13 protein-coding genes and 1 tRNA gene are annotated in these 16,999 nt (G+C 35.7%); 10 read left to right on the top strand and 4 right to left on the bottom strand.

Features of this window, described 5'->3' with window-relative positions; translation table 11 throughout:
- Positions 1 to 85: 85 nt before the first annotated feature.
- Positions 86 to 685 carry a superoxide dismutase gene (locus WEEVI_RS05600; RefSeq protein WP_013598186.1) on the bottom strand — a complete coding sequence of 200 codons (600 nt, stop codon included), beginning with the start codon at positions 683 to 685 and terminating at the stop codon, positions 86 to 88.
- Positions 686 to 842: 157 nt separating this feature from the next.
- On the opposite strand from WEEVI_RS05600, the gene WEEVI_RS05595 reads away from it, so the two are divergent.
- The 6 genes from WEEVI_RS05595 (at position 843) to WEEVI_RS05570 (ending at position 9,113) form a co-directional block, all read left to right on the top strand.
- On the top strand, positions 843 to 2,030 hold the full coding sequence (locus tag WEEVI_RS05595; protein ID WP_013598185.1) for a serine hydrolase domain-containing protein: 1,188 nt from the start codon (positions 843 to 845) through the stop codon (positions 2,028 to 2,030).
- Positions 2,023 to 2,709 (top strand): 3'-5' exonuclease, encoded by a 687-nt coding sequence (locus tag WEEVI_RS05590; RefSeq protein ID WP_013598184.1) that lies wholly within the window; start codon positions 2,023 to 2,025, stop codon positions 2,707 to 2,709. Before WEEVI_RS05595 ends, WEEVI_RS05590 begins: the two co-directional genes overlap by 8 nt.
- 172 nt (positions 2,710 to 2,881) lie before the next feature.
- On the top strand, positions 2,882 to 4,018 hold the full coding sequence (locus tag WEEVI_RS05585; RefSeq protein WP_013598183.1) for an aminotransferase class I/II-fold pyridoxal phosphate-dependent enzyme: 1,137 nt from the start codon (positions 2,882 to 2,884) through the stop codon (positions 4,016 to 4,018).
- A gap of 18 nt (positions 4,019 to 4,036) precedes the next feature.
- The gene (locus tag WEEVI_RS05580) at positions 4,037 to 5,956 is read left to right on the top strand and encodes a polysaccharide biosynthesis protein (protein ID WP_013598182.1); all 1,920 of its coding nucleotides are present in this window, start codon (positions 4,037 to 4,039) and stop codon (positions 5,954 to 5,956) included.
- Positions 5,946 to 6,713, top strand: coding sequence for a polysaccharide biosynthesis/export family protein (locus tag WEEVI_RS05575; RefSeq protein WP_013598181.1), 768 nt, complete (start codon positions 5,946 to 5,948; stop codon positions 6,711 to 6,713). The genes WEEVI_RS05580 and WEEVI_RS05575 overlap by 11 nt, the downstream gene beginning before the upstream one ends.
- A 3-nt stretch (positions 6,714 to 6,716) precedes the next feature.
- The gene (locus tag WEEVI_RS05570) at positions 6,717 to 9,113 is read left to right on the top strand and encodes a GumC family protein (RefSeq protein WP_013598180.1); all 2,397 of its coding nucleotides are present in this window, start codon (positions 6,717 to 6,719) and stop codon (positions 9,111 to 9,113) included.
- A 535-nt stretch (positions 9,114 to 9,648) separates the two neighbouring features.
- Here WEEVI_RS05570 and WEEVI_RS05565 read toward each other — a convergent pair.
- The 3 genes from WEEVI_RS05565 to bamG all read right to left on the bottom strand — a co-directional run bounded on the left by WEEVI_RS05565 (position 9,649) and on the right by bamG (position 13,774).
- Positions 9,649 to 11,811: a SurA N-terminal domain-containing protein gene (locus tag WEEVI_RS05565; RefSeq protein ID WP_013598178.1), complete on the bottom strand. Its 2,163-nt coding sequence runs from the start codon at positions 11,809 to 11,811 to the stop codon at positions 9,649 to 9,651.
- 95 nt (positions 11,812 to 11,906) lie between these two features.
- Entirely contained in the window at positions 11,907 to 12,389 is a 483-nt protein-coding gene (gene lptC / locus WEEVI_RS05560) for an LPS export ABC transporter periplasmic protein LptC (RefSeq protein WP_232013423.1), read from the bottom strand.
- A 98-nt stretch (positions 12,390 to 12,487) separates the two neighbouring features.
- Entirely contained in the window at positions 12,488 to 13,774 is a 1,287-nt protein-coding gene (bamG, locus tag WEEVI_RS05555) for a BamG family beta-barrel-assembly machinery protein (RefSeq protein ID WP_013598176.1), read from the bottom strand.
- A gap of 231 nt (positions 13,775 to 14,005) precedes the next feature.
- Between bamG and WEEVI_RS05550 the strand changes: the two genes are divergently transcribed.
- The 4 genes from WEEVI_RS05550 (at position 14,006) to WEEVI_RS05535 (ending at position 16,981) form a co-directional block, all read left to right on the top strand.
- Positions 14,006 to 14,078: transfer RNA gene (locus WEEVI_RS05550), tRNA-Phe, on the top strand.
- Positions 14,079 to 14,224: 146 nt separating this feature from the next.
- The gene (locus tag WEEVI_RS05545; protein ID WP_013598175.1) at positions 14,225 to 14,818 is read left to right on the top strand and encodes a riboflavin synthase; all 594 of its coding nucleotides are present in this window, start codon (positions 14,225 to 14,227) and stop codon (positions 14,816 to 14,818) included.
- Entirely contained in the window at positions 14,818 to 16,275 is a 1,458-nt protein-coding gene (locus WEEVI_RS05540; protein WP_013598174.1) for a sensor histidine kinase, read from the top strand. The genes WEEVI_RS05545 and WEEVI_RS05540 overlap by 1 nt, the downstream gene beginning before the upstream one ends.
- On the top strand, positions 16,268 to 16,981 hold the full coding sequence (locus tag WEEVI_RS05535) for a tRNA1(Val) (adenine(37)-N6)-methyltransferase (protein WP_013598173.1): 714 nt from the start codon (positions 16,268 to 16,270) through the stop codon (positions 16,979 to 16,981). The genes WEEVI_RS05540 and WEEVI_RS05535 overlap by 8 nt, the downstream gene beginning before the upstream one ends.
- Positions 16,982 to 16,999 lie beyond the last annotated feature (18 nt).

The following is a 16,999-nucleotide window of genomic DNA, read 5'->3' as shown; positions in this document are numbered from 1 at the left end:
TCCTAGAACCAAGTAAACCAAAAATAAAAAAAGACTTGGCAATAAGCCAAGTCTTTCTATGAAATTCTATGAAAAAAAATAATAATTAATTATTATTAAATAATTCTTCTACTTTATCCCAATTGATTACACTGAAAAAAGCTTCGATATAATCTGGTCTTTTGTTTTGATATTTCAAATAATATGCATGCTCCCATACATCAATACCCAAAATAGGGAAGCCCTGAACATCTGCAACCGGCATCAAAGGATTGTCTTGATTTGGTGTTGAGCTTACAACCACCTTACCATCTTTTTTCACTAACCAAGCCCAACCAGAACCGAAACGAGTTGCAGCAGCCTTAGAAAATTCATCTTTGAAAGCGTCAAAAGAACCAAATGCTTCATCGATTGCTTTGGCCACATTCCCTACGGGCTGTTTGCTTCCTCCTGGCGTCATAATATCCCAAAATAAATTGTGATTGTAGAAGCCGCCTCCATTGTTACGTACAGCAGGCTTGTCGGTTCCTTTTGCCAAAATTTCTTCGATTGTAGCGTTTGCCAAATCTGTCCCTTCAATAGCTGCATTTAGATTATTAGTATAGGCAGCATGATGCTTATCATGGTGAATCTCCATGGTTTTGGCGTCGATATAAGGTTCTAATGCATCAAATGCATAAGGAAGTTTTTTTAATTCAAATGACATAATTTTTATTTTTATTTGTTCTTTAATTTGTTACTAAAGATACAAAATATTCTATCAACTATAGAGAATACACCTTGTACTTTAACATATTTTTATATTAATATTCTTATCTTTCGGTAAACTAAACTCTTCATTCTTAAAATCCAATATCGTTATCATGAAGATTATTTGGAAGTTAATAAAAATTTGTATTGCCGTTTGCTGCATCTTTATATTACTGCTTTTTGCTACCGGAAACGACTATATTATCCGCGGGGCACGCCTAACTTATCTCAAAGGACATAAAACCGCTAATATAGACGATTATAAAGACTTTGATAATAACTTGGTTCTTACAGGGCATCCGCAACCTTGGACCAAACATCCGCAATACAACCAAATCGAAATTACTGACACACTACAAAAAGAATTGGTACAGTTCAAGACGGCTTCATTTGTTGTAATAAAAGACAATCAATTATTGATCGAAAAGTATTACGACCCGTACAATGATAAAAGCATTACCAACTCTTTTTCGATGGCCAAAAGCATCACAACCATGTTATTGGGCAAAGCTATAGAACAAGGCTTTATCAAAAGTTTGGATCAAAAAATTATCGATTTCTTACCCGAATTCGAGAAAGATAAATTCGGGAAATATTGCACCGTAGGCGACTTATCTCGTATGACTTCTGGTTTCGAGTGGGAAGAGGATTATTATTTCCCACTCAATCCGACGGCAAAATCTTATTATGGTGACGATATAAAAAAGCAAATGCTGAGTAATACATTCAAGAAAGCACCGGGTGGACATTTCGAGTATCTTTCGGGTGACACTCAATTACTAGCCATTGTTTTGGAGCGTGCAACTGGCAAGTCTCTTTCTCAATATTTTAGTGATAATTTTTGGAAACCCATGGGCATGGAGCAAGATGCATATTGGTCGAAAGATCGAAAAGACGGAATGGAAAAAGCTTTTTGTTGCTACAATGCTACGGCCAAAGACTTTGCAAAGTTAGGTCAATTACTTTTGAATAAAGGACAATGGAACGGAAAACAAATTCTTGCTTCAGACTTTGTAGAAAAAATGATTACTCCCAATACACAAGCCTTTGACAAAAACGAGCCCGTTATCTATGGCTATTCTATCTGGACAGATCTACAACACTCCACTCCGTTTTATGCAATGCTGGGGCACTTGGGCCAACGCGTAATCATGATTCCTTCTGAGAACTTAGTTATTGTACGATTAGGAAAAGAAAAAGATACTCGCCCACATAATCGAGGAGTATTGAAAGATTTGGATATTTATTATCTTGTTGATGAGGTATTGAAAATGAATCAAAAAATCTTACCTAATGAATAGTTCTACCCTTCAAAAAATACTTTTCATCGATATCGAGACCGTTCCTCAGGCCAAGGATTGGAATGATTTGGACGAGCGTACCCAAATTTTGTGGGATAAAAAAACAATGCATCAGCGACAAGAGCTCTCTGCAGAAAAGTTTTATGCTCACCATGCTGGTATTTTGGCCGAGTTCGGTAAAATTATTTGCATTTCTTGTGGGCTTGTTCATCAGGGCGAGATCCGTGTAAAGAGTTTTTATGGGCATCATGAAGAAAAGATTTTGCAAGATTTCTGTCAATTACTACACGAAAATTACTCTAAAAGCGATCATTTACTTTGTGCACATAATGGTAAAGAATTTGACTTCCCGTATATTGCACGTCGTTTGATTATTCATCAAATACCAATCCCAAAGCTTTTACAAATACAAGGAAAAAAACCTTGGGAAATTACACTGCTCGACACGCTAGATTTATGGAAATTTGGCGATTATAAACACTACACTTCTCTAGATTTATTGGCACATATTTTAGGAATAGAATCACCCAAAGATGATATAGACGGATCGCAAGTAGCACAAATATATTATGAAGAAAAAAATCTTGATCGTATAAAAAACTATTGCGAAAAGGATGTTATTACATTGATAAATGTTTTTCTTCGGATGAATCATCTTCCTATTATTCACAAAATGTAATAAAAATAGAAACCTTTTTTTCTTAGCTATCTTTCTGAGAAATACCTTGTTTGATAGCTGCTAATTTATAACCACCTTAAAAGCTTTTAATAATAATTAAAGGTTAAATGACTTAATCTATTTTTGAGAATAGAAAAATAAATTAAATTTGCATGCTAAACTATTCATAAAAATGAAAGATAAAATATGGCTATCTTCTCCTCATATGGGAGGAAGGGAATTGGATTTTATTCACGAAGCGTTTGACCAAAACTGGGTGGCGCCACTAGGCCCGAATGTAAACGGATTCGAGGATGATTTGACAAAATTTCTTAACGATGATGTATACGTTGCTGCACTTTCTGCAGGAACAGCTGCATTGCATCTAGGTTTGATTATTCTAGGAGTAAAAGCAGACGATGAAGTAATTTGCCAGTCTCTTACTTTCTCTGCATCAGCCAACCCAATCCGCTACCAAGGAGCAACCCCTATATTTATAGATTCTGAACCTGACACTTGGAATATGTGCCCAATTGCTCTAGAAAGAGCAATCCAAGACCGCTTGGATAAAGGAAAAAAACCAAAAGCTATCATACCAGTACACTTGTATGGTATGCCGTATAAAATAGAAGAAATACAAAAAATTGCCGACCAGTATGCAATTCCTATACTCGAGGATGCTGCCGAAGCTTTAGGCAGTACCTACAAAGGGAGACATTGTGGGACATTCGGACATTTAGCTGCGTTATCTTTCAATGGAAATAAAATCATTACAACATCGGGAGGAGGAGCACTAGTTGCACATTCTGAAAAAGAAAAACAACAAGCTGTTTTCTTGTCTACACAAGCACGTGATGCAGCTCCGCATTACCAACATTCGCAGATTGGTTACAACTATCGAATGAGTAACATTAGTGCAGGAATTGGTCGTGGACAAATGCTTGTCTTAGAAGACCATATCGCTAAAAGAAGAGCTATTCACCAATTCTATAAAGAAATTTTTTCTACAATCGAAGGGGTAAAGGTTTTCGATGAACCCTCATCAGATTATTTTTCAAACCACTGGTTATCAGCCATCACTATAGACAGTGAAAAAACCAACGGAAAAACTGCAGAACAATTACGCTTAGCATTAGAAAAAGAAAATATAGAAAGTAGACCTATTTGGAAACCAATGCATCTACAACCAGTTTTCGAAATGTATCCTTACTATGGTACAACAATTGCAGAAGACATTTTCTCAAGAGGATTATGTTTACCATCAGGATCTAATTTAAGTGAAGCTGATTTAGTACGAATTAAAAACGCAATCCTCGATTTTTTTGCGTAATCTGCTCTTTATAGTAATATGAGGATAATAAAACAACGTTTAAAAAAAGAAACTCCTAGGAGTTTAGTTTTACTTATAGACCTGACAATCGTTGCATTGTCTTATATGGTAACTAATTTTATATTCAATAGTTTCCAAGATCAATTCGATCTTGAGAGAATGATTGATAGGCTTCCTTTGATTTTACTTGTATACCTGATAGCATTTTTCATCTTCAAACCATATAGAGGAATCATTCGTCAAACCTCTTTAAAGGATGCTACAAGTGTATTATGGTCGTGTTTAGTTGCAGGTTCAATTTTATTAGCAGTAGGTTTCATAGTACGCTATTTTGTAGATAGCCCAACGATCAAGCAATTTGCGCGTTTTTCTTTTTCTGTAATCGTTTTCCACTCATTTATCTCTACGTTATTGATGGTTTATTGCCGTGCGATGTACAAAACATTTTACCGTTGGTACGTTCTAGAAACCCCGAACAAAGTACGCTCAATTATCTACGGTGCTGGGGATTCTGGGATTATAACACTCAATGCTCTACAAAACGATACTTATAGAAAAAGCCTAATATTCGCTTTTGTTGACGATAACAAAAAAAAACAAAAAACGACTATTCATGGTATCAATGTTCTAAGTCCCGATGTGCTTACCGAATCTTTCATTGTGCAACATCGGATAGATGAAATTATTCTCTCGATCCAAAACATAACTAACGAACAGATTTTCGAAATCACTCGTAAACTAGACAAGTTACCTGTCAAACTAAAAATTATTCCACCTGCCAGCAACTGGTTAGACGGGAAATACACATCAAAGCAAATTAAAAAGCTAAAGATCGAAGATTTACTTGGAAGAAAACCAATTAATCTAGACAATCCTATAATCGATGAAGAAATTGTAGGCAAGGTAGTTGTTGTAACCGGTGCTGCAGGTTCTATAGGCGGCGAGTTGGCGCGTCAGATTGCACAGAAAGCCTTCAAACAACTAATATTAATCGATGTAGCCGAATCTGCTTTGTATGACATTCAGCAAGGATTCAAGACGACGAATAGCGAAGAAACCCATTTTATTATAGGCAATATAAGAGACTATAAGAGAATGGAGCAAATTTTTATCCGTTTCAGACCCGATATTGTCTTTCATGCGGCTGCCTACAAACATGTTCCTTTAATGGAGCAATACCCATTTGAGTCGGTCAACACGAATGTACGAGGCACCAAAAATGTTGCAGATCTAAGTGTTCTTTATGGAGTAAAAAAATTTGTAATGATTTCTACCGACAAAGCTGTGAACCCGACCAATGTAATGGGTGCAACCAAACGTATCGCCGAAATTTACGTAAGTTGCCTCAACAAAAAATCTGCGACTAATTTTATCGTTACTCGATTTGGGAATGTTCTTGGTTCTAATGGTTCTGTTATACCTTTATTCAAAAGACAAATCGAAAAAGGAGGTCCTCTTACCGTAACACATGAAGGTATTACTCGTTTTTTCATGACGATTCCAGAAGCATGTCAGCTCGTTTTAGAAGCCGCAGTAATGGGAAACGGTGGCGAAATATATGTTTTTGATATGGGCAAATCGGTAAAAATTATGGATCTTGCCAAAAGAATGATTTATTTGAGTGGGCTAAAATACCCAGACGATATAGATATCCGTATAACGGGACTGCGCCCTGGAGAAAAAATATATGAAGAACTTTTAGCCGATAAAGAAAATACTATTAAAACGCATCACGATAAAATAATGATTGCTAAAGTAAGGGATTGTGATTGTGATGAAATGGAATTCAAAATCAATAAATTAATTACCTTTGCTCAAAATCATTTTACACGAAAAGACAACCTAGAGTTAGTAAAATTAATAAAAAGTATAGTGCCTGAGTATATATCACAAAACTCTGCTTACGAAGCCTTAGATAAACAGCCATATGAAAAATAAGTTATCCTATTTGTTTCTATTAATCAGCTTGCCACTTTTCATTTTTTCATGTGCAAGCAGAAAAGACATTGTATATTTTCAGGGAGATGACCAACAGGTACTCGATGCAATCTATGAGGCACAGATTCCTAAAATTCAACCCAATGATATTTTAGCCATTGCAGTAAGCGCTGCCGATGTGAGAGCTACAGAAGCTTTTAACCAAAACAGCATTTACCAAGCACGTACCTCTTCTGGTTCAGACGGAACATATAAAGTTACGTACACGGTTGACGAAGAAGGCTATATAGATTATCCTATTCTAGGAAAAGTTAAATTGGGCGGACTTACTAGATCACAAGCTATCGAAACAATGCGAGCTCGTTTTTCTCAATACATCAAAGACCCAAGTGTTAGTATTACGTATACCAATTTTCGGGTTAGTGTAATGGGTGAAGTACAAAAACCAGGAACCTTCAATCTACCAAACGAGCGTGTTTCTATTCTAGAGGCACTAAGTATGGCCGGTGATTTAACCATACAAGGTGTACGAAAAAACATAATGGTTATCCGTGAACAAAACGGTGTAAAAGAAACTCATCGTATTGATATTAGTTCTCGAGATGCACTCAACTCTCCAGTATTCTATCTTGCCCAAAATGATGTGGTTTACGTTGAACCTAACAAAACAAAAATGCAATCATCGGTATTGAATTATACCGTATTTATCTCAATAGCTGGTGTAATAATCTCCGTAATTTCTGTTTTATCACGATAAAAAATGACGAATAATAACCCAATAGAGTTCAATCATTCGAACGATGAATCGATCAACTTGCGTAAAGCAGTAGAAGAGTATTTCTATTATTGGAAATGGTTTCTCCTTTCCGTTATCGTTGCTCTACTGATAGCCTTTATATATTTGCGTTATGCAACCAAAGAATACGCAGTAGATGCAAAAATATTGTTGAGCGAAAAACAAAATGTTTCCTCAGAACTTGCAGCATTTGGGGATGCATCAAGCCTTTTGGGCGAAGGAACAAATGCCGTAGTTGCCGATCAGATCGATGTACTAAAATCGAGAAGATTGATGCTTAAAGTAGTACAGAAACATAACCTCAACAAGCGATATTTTCATGTTGGGCGAGTGAAAGAATCAGAAAGCATGGAAGCTGATTCACCTGTAAAAATGTCTTTCCTCAATGATACTTTAGCTTATAATGATAACTTCCGAGGTTCATTGACCATTAAAATTGTTGATAAAAATAACTTCTCTATTGAAGAGAGTACAATTGTAAAAACCGGGAATTATAAATTCGGGCAAAAAATCAACAGTAAGCTCGAGAGTTTCATTCTTTTACCTAATAAAAAATTCGAAGAAAATATCGGGAATACTATTCGCATCAACATTCAGCCGATGATGAGTACGGTAAATTATTACCGTAGCCGAATAAAAGTAGAACCGAACACCGACAAAAAATCGATGGTGGTGAATTTTGGTATGGTCGACAACCTAAAACCTAGAGCCCAGCTGGTTGTAAATTCTATTATCGATGTATATAACAATGACCTCAATTCTGATACTGATCGCCTTACCAAAGCAACAACCAAATTTATTAACGATCGTTTGGCGCTAGTTACCAACGACTTAAAGGCAGTAGATAAAGATTTAGAAATCTATAAATCATCAAACAATATTACTGATGTAAGTTCGGAAGCCAATATCTTCTTACAAAATGCTGCCGATAATGATAAAAAAGTTTTAGAATACACCACACAATTACAAATTGCCGATTATGTAAGCAGTGCTGTAAATTCGGGTAAAAATGAACTACTCCCATCGAATGTAGGGATACAAGATGCAACGATAGCTTCGCAAATTAATAAATACAACGAATTGATGATGGAGAAACAAGATCTCTTGAAATCAATGACCAATGAAAACCCCTCGTTGCAACCATTAAACGAAAGCATCAAAGAATTACGCCAAACAATCCGACAAAGTTTAGGAATCTATCGGAGAAATATGCAAACTGCTTTGGGTTCTGTACAGAGTAAACAAGGACAAATCAATACTCAAATAAAACGTTTACCTGCCAAAGAAAGGGGGTTTAGAGATATTTCTCGTCAACAACAAATTGTAGAAGCTCTGTATCTTTTCTTGTTACAAAAAAGAGAAGAAGCCGAAATAAAATCTGCTGCAACACCTGATAATATCAAAATTATCGATCATGCTTACGGTACGAATATTCCGGTTTCTCCAAAGAAAAACATCATCTATTTAGGAGCTTTGATTTTGGGTAGTTTGCTACCATTTGCAATATTATACATTAAGTTTTTATTGGATAATAAAATCAAAGACAAAAGTGATTTCGAAGGCAAGTTGGACAATCCTATTTTGGGAGAAATTCCTCAATCAGATACCAACATCATCCAACTAAACGACCGAAGCAGCTTAGCAGAAGCATTCCGTATCATACGCACAAATATGAATTTCTTATTACCGCAAAATATAGATCGTGGACAAGTAATATTTGTTACATCGACCACAAGCGGTGAAGGAAAATCATTCGTCGCGACCAATATGGCACAAGTCTTAACCATGTCTGGCAATAAAGTATTACTGATCGGTGCCGATATCCGATCGCCAAAAGTTTTAGACTATTTAGGGATTACAGATCAGGTGCGTTATGCAAAAGGAATTACCGAATTTTTAATCGACAACTCTCTAAATCCTGAAGAAATTATCATTACACAACCTGCACCATATAAATTCGATGTGATTTATTCTGGAATTATTGCTCCAAATCCATCTGAATTACTGATGAATGGCCGTTTTAATGAAATCATCGAGTATGCAAAAAATGTGTACGACTATATTTTGGTCGATACGGCACCAGTTTCTTTAGTAACCGACACTTTACTTATTGCAAAAAATGCCGATATCACTTTTTATGTGGCACGTTCTAACTATTTAGACAAGCGTATGCTTCCGTTCATCAAAGAGATGTCTGAAACGAAAAAATTGAACAATATGGCAATTTTGGTTAACGATGTCGATTTCCAGAAAGGATATGGGTATGGATACGGTTATGGATATGGGTATGGTTATATCGACAAAGAGAAATCTTTTCTAAGAAAAATCATCCATCAATTGAAATCTAAATTCAAAAAATAATAACTTTAAAAATCCTGAAACATATGTTTCAGGATTTTTTTATTAAAAGTCCGACTTCTTTTACTATAAAAATTAGTACACCAACTCCTAAAAATAAACGTGCTAATAAAATTAGATGAATAAAAACATATTATATTGTGATTATAGAGATTTCATCGAAACTGCTTTAAGGATTTTTATTTTACATTCGTTTTCTTCTACAAAAGAATATAGTTCTGTGAATAATATAAAACACATCATAAACGCTACAAATAGACAGAGAAATTGATAAACATCTAGTAAGAAAAAGTTTTCTATACCTCTCAACTATAGTGTTAGAGAAATTTAGAAAACAACAGGAAAAGCTTGTAATGGATTTATAGAGTAGTACGTTTCTACGGTTGTCAACCTTTTGTTTCTGCGAAGAAACTCTGATTACGTTCACTAAACCAACCCAATAAACCAGACAGGGTTTTCTTGCTAAAAAAATTCTTTAGCAATGGTTACAAAAAAACCACGTCTATTGACGTGGTTCATTTTCTTCTTTTTTATGATTTTATCGCATAGACTTTGCTCGATTGTCTACGATATCGGCAGCTTCTATCAAACTCTGAATCAAGGTTTGCTCAACTTTATTTTTCAAGCTACGATTCATATTCTCTAGAAGAGAGTCTCCTTTCTGCCCTTTTGGTAAAGTTTTCGATTTGGTGATGATATAATAAACACCTTCGTTTCCTTGAATAGCTTTCGAAGAAGTATTTTCTTTGATACCAAATGCAGCTCCAACGACACGTGGCTCGATTCCAACATCTGCTATCACTCCATTTCCAAAATTAACATTTGTAGTTGTTTTTACTGCTCCAAAAGATTTCATAAACGCATTGATACCTCCGTTACCAATTTTTTCGTTTACTGCTTTTGTTATCAACTGTTTCTTTAGGATTGGTTCTACCAATGGTCGAGCAATACTTGCAGGCGCCAAACCTTTGTCGAACTTATCTATCAAATGAACCACAATATAATCACCGTTGGCCGTGGTAAATAAGTTAGTTGCTCCCTTATCTGTTTTCTTACCAAAAGCCCAAGCCAAAATAGCATCATCCTGATCGTTTGGTAAATTCTCTCCAATCATAGTTGCAAAACGTTCTAAACCTTCGGTTTCCTTTGTATCATATCCTTTATTTTTGGCCAAAGTAGTGAAGTCTTTTACCGATTTGTTCTCTACCGATTGTACATACACACGTGCATCATTGAACGCTTTATCCGAAGTTTCTTTTGATGGCTCTATTTTCTTTACCAGATGTGCAAATTGATAACCAGTTTTATTCTTTGCTTCATCTACTCGGATGATATGATACCCAAATTCAGATTCTACCAAATCAATTGTACCAACGGGTTTACTGAAAATAAATGATCTGTATACTGGCGTCAAAGCATTTTGTTGTCCGACCCATCCAATGCTCCCTTTCTGGGTTGCTGAACCTTTATCATCCGAATACTTTTCTGCCAAAGCACCAAACTGTGAAGGGTTTGCTTTTGCTTCTGCCAAATACGTTTCTGCTAATTTTTTGGCTTCTTCTTTACTTCTTTTGACACCTTGAGCGGCAGGGCTTCCGTCGAAAGCAACCAATATATGAGAAGATTTTACCGAATCTTTTATTTCTTTTGTTTTTGATAATTTGAATAATTGGTATGAGTTACCAATTCTGAAAGGCCCTCCTACTTGACCAATGGTGGCAGAATTGATGAATGATTGAGCATCTTCTGGTAACTGAAAGCTTGCTAATTGTTGTTTAGTAAAATAATTCGACATGAAAGGATCATCAGAGTTTTGACTAACATAAATCGAATCATTGTTGGCTTGTGCAAAACTAACAATGGTATCGGTAATATTATTCTCTTTATCGTGTTTTATTTGTGATTGTTTATATCGATTGATCTCAGTTAATACCGCTTGTTCGTCTGCTGCTGTGGCTTTTGCAGGGAAAAAAGTATAAGCCAATTTCACCATCGGCTGAACCTCAAATTGTTTTGGGTGTTTCTTTACATATGCTTTGATGTCTTCATCCGAAACCTTTACATTTAGCTTTTTTTCTAAGGTTCCATAATCAACTTTAGCATAATCGATTGTCGCCATTTCGGCATTGTATGTTTGCTGAATATCTGCTTCTTTTGATGTAACAAGAGTCGTTGCTTTTACATAACTCGAGTATTTTTGTAACATTAACTGAGAACGAATGGCATTGGCTGTGCTCAACCAACCTTGGTACTGTTGCATCATTTCTGGATTCGCCGAAGCTGCTTGTTCTAATTGTGCAATATTGTTTTTGGCTTCATCGCCAGAGCCCATTCCGAAGTTTTGTGCTACGAAATCCCAAAACTCTTCGTCCGAAACTTTCAAACCGATATTGTCTGCAATTTGCTGAACAATCTTAGACGACACTAACGAAGCCCATGTTTGTTGTGCTGCTTGATTTGGCGTTACGTTTTGCCCTTGAGCCTGCAACATATTGGTCGTAAGATTTATTGCATTTTGGTATTCACCTATCCCAATTTTTTCGCCGTTTACGGTACCAACAACACTTGGATCTCCGGCAAAAACTTTACGAATTGCTGAATTCTCACTGAACAAATCACCCGTAATAAATGCCACTAATGCCACACCAATTACAATCATTATAACCCACGGACGTCTACGAATTTCTCCTAAAACTGCCATTTTACAACTTATTTGTTTTGTTTAATAGGTTGCGAAAATACGACAAACCATTGGAATATCAAACAGTTCTCTAACGGATGATAAGAAAATTTCTTTTAAGGTGCTTCTTTTTCATCTATCCACATAAAGCCTCTGTTATTGTAGAGTGTATATCGCTCTAGATCGTCTGTGGACTCTAATCCGTTCTGGGCATGAAGTGAATCGCCTTGCTTTGATATAATGAAAACCTCTTTGGTGGTGTACACCTTTTTCGATATTTTATTCCAAAAAAGATGTTCAGTTTTCAGCGAATCTCCTTTCTCATTGACTACTATGACATTGCCTTTGCCTTCATAAATTTGGGTAGCATCATTCAGTTTGGCCCAATTGGCCTGAAAGTAACCAGGTTTTGCTTTTCCTTTTTCGTAAAAATCTAGATTCAACCCTTTCGGAAATAATGTATACGGTGAATCCAACAAACTATAAATTTCTATTTTTGGAGCGCGCATATCAACCTGTAAACGTCCAGAATCTTTGTGCAAGATATGTGCCTGATAAAGTACACGATCAGGGAAATCTACTTTTTTGGGTGTGCCCAAATTGGATGAACCCCTTTCGCAAGAAAAGAAAAAAATAAAGCTGATTAGAAAACCAACTTTACTTTTGTTATATGTTTTTGGATGGATCAACATGTCTATTAATCAATCACGCGTTTTCTAAACCATATATCATTAAAATCAAAACCTAAACGGAAACCAATGTAATTCTCTTGAACCAATTGATGTTTAGTTGATCCTTTTTTACCGTATTCTAATGCAATATTCAACATCGATGCATCATTGGTTTTTCCTACAGGTAAACCAAACCCTAAGGTTGCTCCATAGTTGTTGATTTGATGATAATTGAGATTGAAATTCCCACGTTCGTAATAAATACCCCCACGGTAAATTACTCGATCTAAATAACTTTTATAACTATTGAAGTTCGGTATATAATATGCACCTAATGCAGCCCTATAACTATCTTTGAACTGTAAATTACTCGTCAAAGATGTGTTGCTTTCATACACCGGATTCGAGTAATCAGACCACATTGCATATTTTATCTCTGCCGCTACATTCCACTTGAGGTCTTTCCCATACGAAGCAGCAAAGCTAAATTCGTTTGGCAATTGTGTTTTTGCATTTTTATTGTGTATGTACGAAATTGTATCCAAGGCAATCATTGTTGGCCCGTTATAATTATATGTGGAAACGTAATACGTGAATTGAGATTTTATTTTTGTCCCTAATGTATACGTTGCCCCTATATTGAGACGATGATTATCGCCAATTCTTTTATTATAGACAGTTCCTATTGCAAATTGATAACCAGAATATGATGTTTTGGTATCATAATCGGTAATTAAACTTCCTCCCTGAACCGAAATTTTTTCATTTTTGTTCTGATCTCCAAACAAGAAATTTGCACGCGCTCCTACCGAAATTTCAGGAGTAACATTATAAGAGTAAAAAGCATGTACCGAATTTATTCCTCCTTCGCCTTGGTATTGTGCATTGAGCGGAGTAGTACTTGTAGAATCTACTTTTATTACATCGAACCCTGTGGTAGAATAAGGCTGGTAACCAAATCCTGCTCTACTTTTTGGTGATACTGGGAAAGCCAGCGAAAGATTAGAAATATAGGCTGTGCCCGATTTCTCTTTGTTCTGATTATATTTGTACTGAGTATTATCGCCTCGTAAACTTATGTTAAACGTCGTCATACGCAACGATTGGTTAGCTGCAGGATTGTAGAAATTAGCACTCTGCCCATACGGATTGAGGTTGAGAGTAGAAATATCTCCCATACCGCCTTGCTCGGTGTTGTTATCAAACAAGCCTTTCCCGATTCCATAAGCTGAATAGGGGGATGTAGAAAGGGTTTGTGCTTGTATTGCAGTAAGGGCAAGTAACGATAAGCTACTGAAAATCCATTTTTTCATAGAACCAATTTTCATCTAAACAGGGTACAAATATGCTAATTAGTTGGCATATGTAAAAATTTTAATACGTAGAAATATTGTTAATAACTCCTCAAAATCCATAGAACATAAGAAATTGCACTAATCAAAGCCTTTAATAATCAATAAATAAAACAAATTTTTGGCACGAAATGATGAAAATTGTTTTGAAAAACAAAAAATCAGCTTATATTTGCAATCGCAATTGAAACTGGTGCCTTAGCTCAGTTGGTAGAGCAAAGGACTGAAAATCCTTGTGTCCCTGGTTCGATTCCTGGAGGCACCACAAAAAAACTTCTCATGAAAAATTTGAGAAGTTTTTTTTATTCCTAGCAAAACTACTGTTATTCCTACCAAAATATACCGTATTTTTACAGATGAGATACACTTCTCTTAATTACTATTTACTATTTAAAAAAATACTATAAAAGCATGTTTACAGGAATCGTAGAGGCAGTCGGTCATGTAAGAAAAATAGAAAAAGAAGAAAAAAATATTCACTTTTGGATTGAAGCTCCCTTTGTAGATGAACTAAAAATTGATCAAAGTGTAGCCCACAATGGCGTATGTCTAACAGTGGTTGATTTTAAAGATAATCTCTATAAAGTTACTGCAATCGACGAGACACTCTCCAAAACTAATCTTGCACGTTGGCAAATTAATGATTTGGTCAACTTAGAACGCTGTATGCCTCTCAACGCTCGCTTAGACGGACACATCGTGCAAGGACATGTAGACCAGATAGGTCAATTAATCAACATAGAAGAGCAACAAGGAAGTTTTCTTTTAACAATTGCCTATGATGAAGAAAAAAGTGGAAATGTTACAGTAGAAAAAGGATCAATCTGTCTCAACGGAATTAGTCTAACAGTTGTAAATAGTAAAATTGGAGAATTTTCAGTAGCAATTATTCCGTACACTTGGGAGTTTACAAACCTACATCAATTGAATCTTGGCGATGAACTAAATCTTGAATTTGATATTGTTGGGAAATACATCAAACGATTAATACCGAATATAAACTAATGAATCAAAATAAAAAGCAGGCATTGAGAACCTCGTTGTCTGTACGCATATTCTTGGGTATGTTTGGCGTAATTTTGGTTATCGCCACCTCTATCCTACTCATTACCTCTAACCACTACAACAAGCAAACCGAACGCTATCATGAAGATTTATTAAAAAGAAAAGAGCAAACCGTTTTGGCACTTATCGATTATGAGATTATTGATAATTCATACGGCGAAAAAAAAGATGATATCCTAAAAATTCTGGAAGATAAAATACTAGGCTTCCAAGATATTAGTAAAATGGATGTCAATATTTATGACCTCCGTGGAAACTTGATTCTTTCTACCCAAGTTTCACAACCGAAATATCTCGTCATACCAGAAAATATCCTAAAAACATTAAATAAAAAAGAGTATTACACCGATTACACTAGTGATAATATCAGAGAAAACAACTTATATTCTACGTTTTCTTACGTTAAGAATATCCAAGGACAACGGATCGGAATCGTCAATTTACCCTATTATACCAACGAATCTTTCCTTCAAGAAGACAAAGAGGCACTATTGCGTTTATACGGCGCAGTTCTATTATTTGTAATTGTGGTAGGAGGTTTGATTTCTTGGCGAATTTCTCGTCAGATAACAAACAGATTACGTGTTTTTGCCGCGAGAATTAGAGAAACCCAAGTCGTAGGAAACAATAAGCCTCTATATTATACGGGGAATGATGAGATAAAAATATTGGTAGACTCGTACAATGAAATGCTTCAGAAACTAAAAGAACAATCGGATCAATTGGCACAAATAGAACGAGAAGAAGCATGGAAAGACTTGGCGAAACAAGTTGCACATGAGGTAAAAAATCCATTGACACCAATGAAATTAATGATCCAAAGTTATATCCGAAAATTTGATCTAAACGATGATCGACTCGAAGAAAAAACACGAAATTTAACAGAAGCATTACTCGATCAGATTGATACAATTTCTACCATTGCAGAAGCCTTTTCGGATTTTGCCAAGATGCCCATCAGAAAAGACGAAACTATAGACATGGTAAAAGTTATAGAAAACACACTTAGCATCTATCCTTCACAATATATACATTTTTCTAGCAGCCATGATGAGATTCTTTATCGTATTGATAAAATTTACCTCAACCGAATAATCACCAACCTTACGAAAAATGCCTTGCAAGCTGTACCTGCCAACGTACAGCCAGAAATTCGTGTAACAATAGAAAAAAAAGTAAATCGATTATTAATAAAAGTTTCGGATAACGGAAACGGAATTCCACCAGAAATGGGTAATAAAATCTTCACCCCAAAATTCACGACCAAAAATAGCGGAATGGGAATTGGACTGCCGATGGTGAAAAAAATCGTCGAAGATTACAACGGTCTGATTCGTTATGTGAGCGAAGAAAGTAAAGGAACCACTTTTATCATAAACTTCCCGATTGATGAATAAAAAACCTCAACCTTTTCGGTTCAAAGAATTTTGCATATATCAAGACCAAACTGCCATGAAAGTTGGTACAGACGGCGTTCTTTTGGGTGCTTGGGCTAGAGTGTCAGATGCAAAAAAAATTTTAGACGTTGGTACCGGAACGGGACTCATCGCACTGATGTTGGCACAGAGAAACCCTACTGCAATGATCGACGCTGTCGAGATTGATGCTTCAGCTTACAAACAAGCCGAAAGAAATGTACAAGAGAGTAAATTCCATGAAAGAGTTTCGGTTATATTCAACGATTTTTCTGCTTTTTCACCTAACCAAAAATACGACTGTATTGTTTCTAACCCACCATATTTCGAAGAAAATAAGCGCATGCAAAACTCCGAAAGAAAAACAGCTCGCCAACAAAACAATCTCACCTTTCATCAATTATGCAAAAAAGCATCCGATTTACTCGAAAAAAATGGACACTTGTGTCTCATCCTACCGTTTTCTTCTTTGGATAATATACGAGAAGTTGCTAAAATTTTCGGTTTATTCTGCAACAAAATTTGCTTTGTAAAAGGACACAATAATTCTCCTGTAATCCGTGTATTATTAGAGTTTAGTTTTGAAGAAGGAACGACAATAACCGAAAATTTGACCATCGAAAAAGACCGACATGTTTACACCGAAGAATATATAGCACTCACCAAAGCATTTTACCTAAAAATGTAAACACCCTGCACATTATTC

Origin of the sequence: Weeksella virosa DSM 16922, assembly GCF_000189415.1 — a bacterium.
Classification (GTDB): Bacteria; Bacteroidota; Bacteroidia; order Flavobacteriales; family Weeksellaceae; genus Weeksella; species Weeksella virosa.
Note: the sequence above shows the minus strand (reverse complement) of the source record. Positions and strands in the feature narration are given on the sequence as shown.

Excerpts from the sequence above, each read along its gene's own strand:
- WEEVI_RS05600 (WP_013598186.1), bottom strand. The coding sequence starts at position 685 with ATGTCATTTGAATTAAAAAAACTTCCTTATGCATTTGATGCATTAGAA.
- WEEVI_RS05595 (WP_013598185.1), top strand. The coding sequence starts at position 843 with ATGAAGATTATTTGGAAGTTAATAAAAATTTGTATTGCCGTTTGCTGC.
- WEEVI_RS05590 (WP_013598184.1), top strand. The coding sequence starts at position 2,023 with ATGAATAGTTCTACCCTTCAAAAAATACTTTTCATCGATATCGAGACC.
- WEEVI_RS05585 (WP_013598183.1), top strand. The coding sequence starts at position 2,882 with ATGAAAGATAAAATATGGCTATCTTCTCCTCATATGGGAGGAAGGGAA.
- WEEVI_RS05580 (WP_013598182.1), top strand. The coding sequence starts at position 4,037 with ATGAGGATAATAAAACAACGTTTAAAAAAAGAAACTCCTAGGAGTTTA.
- WEEVI_RS05575 (WP_013598181.1), top strand. The coding sequence starts at position 5,946 with ATGAAAAATAAGTTATCCTATTTGTTTCTATTAATCAGCTTGCCACTT.
- WEEVI_RS05570 (WP_013598180.1), top strand. The coding sequence starts at position 6,717 with ATGACGAATAATAACCCAATAGAGTTCAATCATTCGAACGATGAATCG.
- WEEVI_RS05565 (WP_013598178.1), bottom strand. The coding sequence starts at position 11,811 with ATGGCAGTTTTAGGAGAAATTCGTAGACGTCCGTGGGTTATAATGATT.
- bamG (WP_013598176.1), bottom strand. The coding sequence starts at position 13,774 with ATGAAAAAATGGATTTTCAGTAGCTTATCGTTACTTGCCCTTACTGCA.
- WEEVI_RS05545 (WP_013598175.1), top strand. The coding sequence starts at position 14,225 with ATGTTTACAGGAATCGTAGAGGCAGTCGGTCATGTAAGAAAAATAGAA.
- WEEVI_RS05540 (WP_013598174.1), top strand. The coding sequence starts at position 14,818 with ATGAATCAAAATAAAAAGCAGGCATTGAGAACCTCGTTGTCTGTACGC.
- WEEVI_RS05535 (WP_013598173.1), top strand. The coding sequence starts at position 16,268 with ATGAATAAAAAACCTCAACCTTTTCGGTTCAAAGAATTTTGCATATAT.